The sequence below is a fragment of the Luteibacter sp. P4_E6 genome (assembly GCF_056401535.1).
Genome location: NZ_JBFUJE010000122.1, coordinates 1 through 9785, shown reverse-complemented (window position 1 = coordinate 9785; position 9785 = coordinate 1). Strand labels below are relative to the sequence as shown.

At 63.8% G+C, this 9785-nt stretch carries 8 protein-coding genes; 4 read left to right on the top strand and 4 right to left on the bottom strand.

Annotated elements, in window-relative coordinates:
- Window positions 1-33 precede the first annotated feature (33 nt).
- Both AC1DT2_RS09860 and AC1DT2_RS09855 read right to left on the bottom strand, forming a co-directional pair.
- A complete protein-coding gene (locus tag AC1DT2_RS09860; RefSeq protein ID WP_477296055.1) occupies window positions 34-357 on the bottom strand; it encodes a hypothetical protein in 324 nt (107 codons plus the stop codon).
- A 97-nt stretch (window positions 358-454) separates the two neighbouring features.
- Window positions 455-1009: a hypothetical protein gene (locus AC1DT2_RS09855; RefSeq protein ID WP_477296054.1), complete on the bottom strand. Its 555-nt coding sequence runs from the start codon at window positions 1007-1009 to the stop codon at window positions 455-457.
- A gap of 126 nt (window positions 1010-1135) precedes the next feature.
- Between AC1DT2_RS09855 and AC1DT2_RS09850 the strand changes: the two genes are divergently transcribed.
- Together AC1DT2_RS09850 and AC1DT2_RS09845 are read left to right on the top strand one after the other, a co-directional pair.
- Window positions 1136-1729 (top strand): TetR/AcrR family transcriptional regulator, encoded by a 594-nt coding sequence (locus tag AC1DT2_RS09850; protein ID WP_477296053.1) that lies wholly within the window; start codon window positions 1136-1138, stop codon window positions 1727-1729.
- A gap of 67 nt (window positions 1730-1796) precedes the next feature.
- Complete coding sequence (locus AC1DT2_RS09845) at window positions 1797-3431, top strand: NAD(P)/FAD-dependent oxidoreductase (protein ID WP_477296052.1); 1635 nt, start codon at window positions 1797-1799, stop codon at window positions 3429-3431.
- 63 nt (window positions 3432-3494) lie between these two features.
- On the opposite strand, the gene AC1DT2_RS09840 is transcribed toward AC1DT2_RS09845, so the two are convergent.
- Entirely contained in the window at window positions 3495-6614 is a 3120-nt protein-coding gene (locus AC1DT2_RS09840) for a protease pro-enzyme activation domain-containing protein (RefSeq protein WP_477296051.1), read from the bottom strand.
- A gap of 356 nt (window positions 6615-6970) precedes the next feature.
- On the opposite strand from AC1DT2_RS09840, the gene AC1DT2_RS09835 reads away from it, so the two are divergent.
- On the top strand, window positions 6971-8407 hold the full coding sequence (locus AC1DT2_RS09835) for a sensor histidine kinase (RefSeq protein WP_477296050.1): 1437 nt from the start codon (window positions 6971-6973) through the stop codon (window positions 8405-8407).
- Here AC1DT2_RS09835 and AC1DT2_RS09830 read toward each other — a convergent pair.
- Window positions 8366-9076, bottom strand: a complete 711-nt coding sequence (locus AC1DT2_RS09830) for a response regulator transcription factor (RefSeq protein ID WP_477296049.1) — start codon at window positions 9074-9076, stop codon at window positions 8366-8368. The genes AC1DT2_RS09835 and AC1DT2_RS09830 overlap by 42 nt on opposite strands.
- A 169-nt stretch (window positions 9077-9245) precedes the next feature.
- On the opposite strand from AC1DT2_RS09830, the gene AC1DT2_RS09825 reads away from it, so the two are divergent.
- A partial coding sequence (locus tag AC1DT2_RS09825; RefSeq protein WP_477296048.1) for a cytochrome b occupies window positions 9246-9785 on the top strand: 540 nt, incomplete at its 3' end.

Here is a 9785-nt window from a genome sequence, read left to right as displayed (position 1 = left end):
GTGCGAGGTGCCAAAGAAAGCCCGGCCCCAAAGTTAAGCGGCCGGCCCCCGAGAATCCGCGAAGAACCTTTTTTTGAGCTTCCCGATGATGGCAAATGCCACCACCCCGTAAAAAGCGAATCCAAGCGGAACGCTCGCGAACCACACGACAAACGGCAAGGGCAGTCCGTTGGCGAACGGATTCCCTACCGCCTCGCCATGGGGCGCGGGCACCAGGGACTGCAGAAGGGAGTTTTGCCAGAACAATGCGTTCGATAAGGCCTCGTGGCCTGCGTCGTCGGCCGTGAACGAAAGCGCGATGAGCAGAAGCGTCACGGCCACGCCGATGAACGCCGCCAACAGGATCCGTTTGACCATAGAACGCCTCAACGCTGCATCCCGGTCCGGACAATCCGTTCCGTCGCCGCCAAAGTACCCGATTCATCTGGTCGTCTGCCGGGGCACGCGGGCCGGATCAGGTGGATTCACGCTGATAGGCATCGTAGGTCGGGCGCTTGAAGGTCAGCCGCAACGCGGACAGGAGGAAGTACAGCCCGCCGAAGGCCGCGTACGGGGCAAGCTTGGCGATCGTGGGGGCCTCTCCGAACGCCTGGACGGTCATGAAGACGCCGGCCAGTGCCGACTGCACGCCGCTGATCATCATGAAGACCTGGCCGCCCAGCTTCCTGCGGCGAATGCCGACGAAAAGCTGCAGCAGTCCCGACAACAGGGCCCAGATGCCAAAGACGAACAACCCGCCGGCGTTCCCGCGGACAGTCAGCGCAACGACGAGGACAGCCGCCGTGGCGATGCTGACCACCACGTTGAGTCGCTGGCCTGGGTTGGTGCGCAGGCCGCCAGATCGGCGTGCATCAAGCATGTTCGCGAGGGCATCCCAGGCGGGATAGAGGACCAGGAGGGCACCGGAGACGAGGGGTGGCACGCCAAGGTTCGATAGCAGTACCACCAGGGCGACCCAGGCGAAGGCAACGCCTGAGCGGAGAAAGTAAAAGCTTCGTAGTGTGTTCATTGGTACATCCTCAAGTGGGAGAGTAACCCTACTAGTAGGTAGTCAAAGGAGTCAACATTCTTATTGTTTTGGGATCGGACTCTGTTCCTGTTGAATAGTTAACCTACTGAATGGTAGGCTATGCCTATGACCACCCAGCAGAAACTCATCGATTCAGCGCGGTATCTGATCCAGACCCGTGGCTATAACGGCTTCAGCTACGCCGACGTCGCCGAGCAGGTCCAGGTCCGGAAGGCGAGCATCCATCACCATTTTCCGGCCAAGGCGGATCTGGCGCGGGCGGTCGTTGAAGAATCGCGGGCTGGCATCGTCGAGCAGATCGCGTTGCTCGATGGCGACGACTTCGATCCCGTGAAGAAGCTGGGGTTCTACACCGGCTACTGGGAGCAGTGCATCGCTGACGCGTCGGCTCCGTTCTGCGTCGCCGGCATGCTGGCGGCAGAACTGCCCTCGTTGCCGCCCGAGCTGGCGGAATGCGTCCGCGCGCATTTCCGCGACTTGTCGCGTTGGCTCGAGACCATTCTCACCAAGGGCGCGCAGCAGGGCGTATTCCGTCTCCAGGGCGCGGCAAGTACCGAAGCCGAGGCATTCATCTCACTTATCTACGGCGCCATGCTCACCGCTCGTGCTTTCGGCGATCCCTCCAAGTTTGCCGACGTGGCCCGAGGGGGCTTGCGTCGGCTTGTCAGCACGACCGCCGTTCCGGCGGCACAAGGTTAAGCCTCGCCAGCCCTCGACGCCCCAGACATGCGAAAATACCCGGCCAAACCGCCTGACACCTGCACGCATGATCCGACTCACCGACATCAAGCTTCCTCTCGATCACGCCGAAGGCGCCATCGAGGCGGCCATTCGCGCCAAGCTGGGGCTGGGGAAGGGCGGCATGATGGGCTTCACGGTGTTCCGCCGCGGTCATGACGCTCGCAAGCGCGGCAACATCCAGTTGATCTATACGCTGGACGTGGACGTGACGGACGAGGCTGGCCTGCTCGCGCGGCATGCCGACGACAAGCACGTGCAGCCGTCGCCGGACACCAGTTATAAGTTCGTGGGGCACGCGCCGGCCGATCTGAAGCAGCGCCCCATCGTGATCGGCCTTGGGCCGTGCGGTTTGTTCGCGGGCCTGCTGCTCGCGCAGATGGGCTACAGGCCGATCATCCTCGACCGCGGCAAGGCGGTGCGCGACCGCACGGTCGACACCTGGGACCTGTGGCGCAAGGGCAAGCTGGATCCGGAGTCGAACGCGCAATTCGGTGAAGGTGGCGCAGGCACGTTCTCCGACGGCAAGCTTTATAGCCAGATTTCCGATCCGCTCCACCACGGTCGCAAGGTGCTCAGCGAGTTCGTGAAGGCGGGCGCGCCCGAAGAAATTCTCTATGTGAGCAAGCCGCACATCGGCACCTTTCGATTGGTCACGATGGCGGAGACCATGCGTGAAACCATCGAATCGCTGGGCGGCGAGATTCGCTTCACGCAACGCGTCGATGACGTGCTGGTCGACACCGCTAGCGACGGGTCACGCCAACTGCGTGGCGTCGTGCTGGCCAGTGGCGAACAGTTGCTGAGCGATCATGTCGTGCTCGCCGTGGGGCACAGTGCGCGCGACACCTTCTTCATGCTGCACGACCGCGGTGTGTACATGGAGGCTAAGCCGTTCTCCATCGGCTTTCGCGTGGAGCATCCGCAGTCGATCATCGACCAGGCACGCTTCGGGCCGCAGGCGGGTCATGCGCTTCTCGGCGCGGCCGACTACAAGCTGGTGCACCACTGCAAGAATGGTCGTTCGGTCTACAGTTTCTGCATGTGTCCGGGCGGCACCGTGGTCGCTGCGACATCCGAGCCGGAGCGCGTGGTGACCAACGGCATGAGCCAGTATTCGCGTAACGAACGTAACGCGAATGCGGCGATCGTGGTGGGTATCGAGCCGAAGGACTTCGCCGCGTTCGACGACAGCGGTAGCCCGCTGGCCGGCATCGCCTTGCAGCGCGCACTCGAATCGCGTGCGTACGAGCTCGGTGGCCGGGATTACAGCGCGCCCGCGCAGTTGGTCGGCGATTTCATCAAGGGCAAGCCGTCCGAAGGGTTCGGCAGCRTACAGCCCTCTTACAAGCCTGGCGTGCGTCTGACCGATCTCGCGCCGGCCCTTCCTGAGTACGCCATCGAGGCCATTCGCGAAGCGCTTCCAGCGTTCGATCGCCAGATCAAGGGCTATGCCATGCACGACGCGCTGCTCACCGGCGTGGAAACGCGCACCTCGTCGCCGGTGCGCATCCGTCGCGACGACGCCTACCAGAGCCTCAACACGCGCGGCTTGTTTCCCGCCGGCGAAGGTGCCGGTTACGCCGGTGGCATCCTCTCCGCTGCGGTCGATGGCATTCGCGTGGCGGAAGCGGTGGCGCGGAGTATCAACGGCGCCGGTTGATATCAGGCAAAGAGAAGGGCGAACGGTTTCCCGTCCGCCCTTTTCGTTAGTACGTCGTCCTGGTCAGTGCGTACCAGCCACTGCCACCTGCGCGGCGGCGCTCGACGAAGCGGCAGCATTCACGACACCCTGGACGCGATTCATCTGCACCTTGTAGCCAGCGGGCACGACATACGCCGTGCCTTCGCCATCGGCCACCTGCTGCGAGACGAAGCCATCGCCGATGCCCTGCCACAGGATGGCCTTGCCCTTGGCATTGGTCCAGACCAGGTCGGCCAGGCCGTCGCCGTCGAAGTCTTCGATCGTCGCAACGGTATAGCCGTCCGGAGCCGCCATGGTTCCCTGGCTGGCGACCGTCGTGCCGTCCATCTCCCACCAGCGCAGTTTGCCGGTGCTGGCGTTGAACCAGATCAGGTCCGTCTTGCCACTGCCGGCGACTTCGCCGACGCCGACAAGCGCGAAGCCCGCGGGGGCATTACTGCCATCGCTCTTGGTGAAGCCGCCCTGGCCGTTGTTGATCCAGTACTTCACCGCGTTCTTCGGTCCGGTCCAGACGATGTCGAGGATACCGTCGCCATTGAGATCGGCCAGGCTAGGCATGAAGCCCGCTGGTGCGGCGAGCGTCGTGGATGCGCCCTGTTCGCAGTCCATGGTGTCGAAGCGGCCGAACTTGAGGGTGCCGTTGCAATCGAAGGTCCAGAAGGACACCTTGCCGGTGCCGGCGTTAAACCAGACTTCCTTGGACTTGGCCGACGCGTCGATCAGTCCGGCGCCGACCAGGCTCCAGCCGGCCGGGTATGGGAAGCGGAAGTTGTTCCAGCCGTAGCTGTAAACCGCGAGGTTCAGCGTGTTGGTGGTCGGGTTGTCGCTTTCCATCACGGTCTGGTTGGTCAGCTGGCCGCCGAAGATATCGAACGGGATGGCCTTGACCTGATCGCCCGGCTGAAAGCCGTCGACCACATTGCCATTGTCCTGGGTCGCCGGGGTCCACGTATCGCTGGAGAGCACGGTGCTTCCGTTCATGCGCACGAGGGTGGCGTTACCGGTCTTCGGACCCACCAGCAGTAGCGTGCTCTTACCGTCCAGCACGGAGTTCAGGCCTACGCCGGGGTTGGCGCTGTCGTTGGCGCCGGCCAGATCCCAGGTGCGGGGAATGATCTGCCCGCGGGTCTGCCTGGCGGCGATGGCGTTGGTCAGGTTGGTCACGTTGACCGAGCCCAGGCCGGTGGCGTAGTCGTAGCCCTTGCCGGTCTTCCACGCGGTGACGAGCGAAGCACGGCCGCCGTCGCTGACCACGCCGTATTGCTGGCCTTTCTTGACGAAGCAATCGCCCGTACCTGCAAAGCAGGGAACGTCGATATCACCCACTGTGACATCGTGGAACACGCACGTGGTGTCGTTGGCTTTGCAGCCCGCTGCCGGTGTGGCGACCGTGCCGTACTGCGCGCGAGCCAGGCCGTAGAGCGTCGGGCCGACATTGCCCAGGCGGTTGGCGCTTGCCTGGTCGACGAGAGCCTGCACGCCTGCCATGGCCGGTGCAGCGAACGAGGTGCCACCGGCGCTGTTGAACAGCGAGTCGGTCGGGTCAAGGTAGTTACACGGTACGCCACCCTGGTCCGCATCGGACATGCAGAAGATCAGCGCGTGACCGTAGAGACCGTTCGCGGCGAACAGCGACACGTCCGGCAACGCCCGTGTGACGTTCTGGTCCATGCCAGCGATACCCTGCTGCCAGGTTGGCTGCGACCAGACGTAGCTCGGGCCGCCGCTACCACCGGCAGTGTTGAGGAAGTTTTCGCCGGCCGCCGAATTGCAGGCATTGTTCGGATTGGCGATGCCCAGGACCTTGTCGAGCTGGGCGCTGGCGCAGGAATCGTTCCAGGTCTGCTCGGGGATGTAGCTGATCGCACTGGCACCGAGCTCACCGTTACCAGCCAGCCAGTACTTCTGCGTTTTCTTGAAGTCGTCGAAGTCGGTACCGCCGACGGCAATGTTGTAGGGCGTGCTGCCCAGGCCATTCACCGCGATGCCGAAGCTGGAGGCGACCTGGTTCTGGTCGCAGCCGGCCGAGCCAGCATCCCCGGTGGAGACGAAGACGGTCACGCCTTCGGCGGCAGCGGTGGACCATAGTGCCGCAGCTTCGTCGAGGTCGCCGACGGCGGCGCTGACGGATTCACATTCGCCGTAGCTCAGGCTCATGATGGGTGGCGGTGCGTCCTGCTCCAGCAGGTTCTGGGCGGCCAGGAAGGCGCCGAAATCCGCACCGCTGTCCGCGCATGAAGCCAGGGTCACGTTGGCGTCGGGCGCCGCGGCACCGGCCCACTCGGCGTCGAGCGCGGCCTCGCCTTCATCGGCGTTCGTACCCGGGTCGCCGCAGCTGGTATCGCCGGCGAATCCCGCCGGGTGCAACTGGGTGAAGACACCCTTGGCATCGGCAGGCAGGAAGGTATGCCGGAAGGTGGCGACATCGGCATCGAGCACGTTGGTGCGCTCGAGCACGGCCACGGTCTGGCCTGCGCCGCGCACCGGGTTCGTCTGGCTCCACAAGGGATTGACGTTGTAGATGGTGCCGAAGTCGGCTGGCACCACGTCGTACTGAACGTCGCCCTGGTAGACGAAGTTGAAGTCGGACGAGGGCGCACCGGCGGTGACCCATTCACCCTTCTTGTTGCGTTTGACCGGCTGGGCATCCTTCTTCTGGGGCTTCGGGAAGAAGTCGGTCAGCGAGGCGACGCCACGGACGACGGGTACGAGGGCAGTGGGCAACTTCTGTTCGGCGCTATTGGCGAAGTGGCGCTTGCCGTTGGCGTCGGTGAAGTGGTGCAGCGAGGTGCCGAAGGCCTGTTGCACGGCGCCCACGGAGCCGGTGAAGCGGATGAGCATGCCGTCGGCGGAGACGTTCTTCACGCCGAGGCCCTGGCTAGCGAGCCATGCCTTCACGGCGGCGATGTCTTTCTGGTTCGGACCGAACTGCGCACCCACCTGGCTGGCGGTCAGCCACTTGTGGAAATTGGGCGAGGAAGGATTGTCCAGCGAGGCGAGGTAGGTATCGAAACGTTTCTGCTGGTCGTCGCTGCGCTTGAGCACCAGGGTCATCGAGGGAATCACCTCGGTGGTTCCCATGGGGCCGGCATCGGCGCTACTGCGGACCCTGGCAGGCACGCTGCCTGGCAGCGTCGTCATCTGGCTTTTATCGACTGACCTGGTGATCAACGGTGTAGTGGTGGTGCTGCCTACCGCAGCGGTAGCGGCAGCGGCGTGCGCATCGCATGCGGCGCCCGCGGCAACGAGCAGCGCGCTGCCCACAAGCCAAGGCCTGAACATGATGTCTGACATAGTACCCCCGAAGGAAAAGAGCCGTTTACCTCGTAAGTTCTTGTGCCCAACCCGTAAAAGGCTGCCCCTTCGGCACACGTCCGCATGACGCATGTTCATGCGGACGCTCGACGATAGCTTTACATCCGTCGCAAAGTCACACACGCTCGACTGGCCGGCTTCTCACCGAGTTCTCACCGCCGGACATCGAGGGGAAACGCAGGATGTTGTCCCGCATTCGCCATTGGCTTGCCAACACGCCGATCGACGATCCGGTCGACCGGCGCAACGCGAGTTTCATGCAGTTGCTTCTCGTCTTCGAGGGCTTGCGCATTCCTGCGACCAAGCTCTACTTGTTCGGCCTTTACGGCTCGTATCTGCAGGAACATTTTTACGGCAAGGCGCGTATCGGCGCTTCGGCGGCGATGGCCATCGACATCGGCACCGATCTGGCGATGACCCTGTCGGCATGGTTGGGCTTCTACCTGATTCGTCGTGGGCGATTCCCGCCCGCCGTCTCGCAATTCGTCGCCACCATGCTCGCGTGCGGTGCGGTGGCCTATGCGGCGTTCGGCTACCACGCGACCGACGGTAATCTCACGTTGATGATGATTCTCGCGCTGAGCGGCCTGATGCTCGGGCGCAAGGCGTTGTGGATGACTTACGCAGCGGAGGTCGCGATCCTGGTGATGAGCGTGGATCCTCTGAAGGCTTCCGGAAGCGGTAACGCACCCGGACTTCTGCTGGCCATCTACAACCTCTTGCCGATGCGGGCGCTGACCAGCTACCTGCTCATTGCCCTGATCGTCGACCGCAGCATCTATGCGTTGCGCGAGAGCCTGCTCGAGTCGGATCGGCGCCGCCAGCAACTGGCGTGGGAGATTGCCGAACGCGAGCGAACGCAGGAGCGACTGCTTCACTCGCAGAAGATGGACGCGGTCGGCAAGCTGGCGAGCGGTGTCGCCCACGACGTCAATAACGTTTTCGACATCATCCTTGGCTTTTCCACCGAGCGCGATCGCCTGCCTGCGGAAGACGAGCCGATGGACGGCAATACACGGGCTGTGGCCGACGCGCTGGAAGGTATCGAGCTGGCCGCTCGCCGGGGTACGGCGGTGTGCCGCAAGCTGCTCAATTTCAGCCGGAACGATGTCACGGTTACCGAGGAATTCGATGCGGTGGCGGCGTTGCGGGAGTTGCGTCCCCTTGCCCGGCAGTCCTTGCCCTCACACTGCCAGTTGTGTATCGATGCGCCGCCGGATCCGCGGTTTATCCGTTTCGACCGCAGCCAGTTTGAAATGGCCGTCATCAACCTGGTGACTAACGCGCGCGATGCCATGCCGGGTGGCGGCAGCTGCACGATCACCCTGGAAGACAGCGACGGTTATGTCGCGCTATCGGTACAGGACACGGGCATCGGCATGACTGAATCGACCCGCGCGCAGATGTTCGAGCCTTTCTTCACTACGAAGGCCGCCGATCGTGGCACCGGCCTGGGCCTGAGTGTCGTCCACGACCTCGTGGTGCAGGCCGGCGGCCAGACGATCGTGGAGAGCGTGCTGGGGCAGGGGACGACGATTCGACTGCTGCTGCCGCTGATCGGGCGGGTGGCCGACACGTCAGGTTTCCAAAACATAGCCCGTGCCGTGGGCGGCGTTTAGGGGCAGGGGCTCGCCGAGGGCGGCCAGGACCTTGCGGCGGAGGCGATGCACCATGGAATCCAGGCGGTGCGGATCGAAGGCGTCGACGTCGTCGGTGAGCACGGCGATCAGGGCCTCGCGCGAGACGACCTGGTTAGCGTGCTGGATCATCGCTTCGAGCAGGAGGCGCTCGCTCTTGCTCAGCATCACCCGCCCGCCGGAGGGGGACAGCAGGAACCATTCGTCCGGGCTGAGCGTCCAATGCCCCGCCGGCGCCATCGCTGGCTCCAGTCGCCGCGCCACGCTATAGAGCGTCGCCACGAGCACATCGATCTCCACCGGCTTGGTCAGGTAGGCATCGGCACCCTCGAACAAGCCCCGCACACGGTCGACGTTGTCGCTGCGGCCCGTGAGGATGATGATGCCGGCCCGAGGCACGGCGGCGCGGAGCGATCTCGCCACCTCGAAGCCATCGCCATCGGGTAGGCCCAGATCGAGTAGAAAGATGTCCGGCGGCCCGATCCTGACCACCTCGCGCAGCTCGGCCGCGCTGCCGGTCGCGGTGACCTCGAAACCGAACTGCCTCAGCTTGGGCGCAAGGACGCGGTCGCGCAGCAAGTCGTCGTCATCCAGGAGCACCAGGCGCAGCGGGCGCGCCAGGCGGCCAGGCGCCAGATTCGATGTCGTCACACGGATGCCTCGAGTCCACTGAGCCGCAGGCGCGGCTACCGACAGGAGCTTGCCCTCATGGCGGGGCGAAATCCAGCAGCTTCGGTCACAGCAGGGAATAAACTCAGGCCCAGGACGATCTTACCTGTCGTGGGCACGCCTCCCGTGCCGTCACCCAGAGGTATTCGTCATGTCCGTGCCCGTAAACGCCTCATACGCCGTATCGACCTTGCCGCCGATGACTTACACGAAAGTGGCCGTCACCATGCATTGGCTTATCGCGCTCCTGATCTTCCTCAATGTCRGCCTTGGCTTCTTCATGGAAACCTTTCCGAAGAGCGCGCCAGGGCACGACGCCGTGTTGTTCTACCATGCCTCGGTCGGCAGCCTGATCTTCATGCTTGCCGTGTTTCGTCTGTTCTGGCGAGCCACGCACAAGCCGCCGGCGCTGCCAGCCCATCTTCCCTCGTGGCAGCAAACGGTCGCGCATACCCTGCATTGGGTGCTGTATTCGTTGATGCTCGCCGTTCCGCTTACCGGCTACCTGCATCGCATGGCGGGAGGGCACCCGGTCAGTTTCTTCGGGATAGGCTTCCTGCCCGTGCTGGTCGGCAAGGACGAGCCCCTGCGTCTGCTCACCGATACCCTTCATGTGTGCCTCGTGTGGGTCCTGTGTATCCTTGTCGTCGGTCACATCGGTGCGGCACTCAAGCACCGACTCATCGACCGC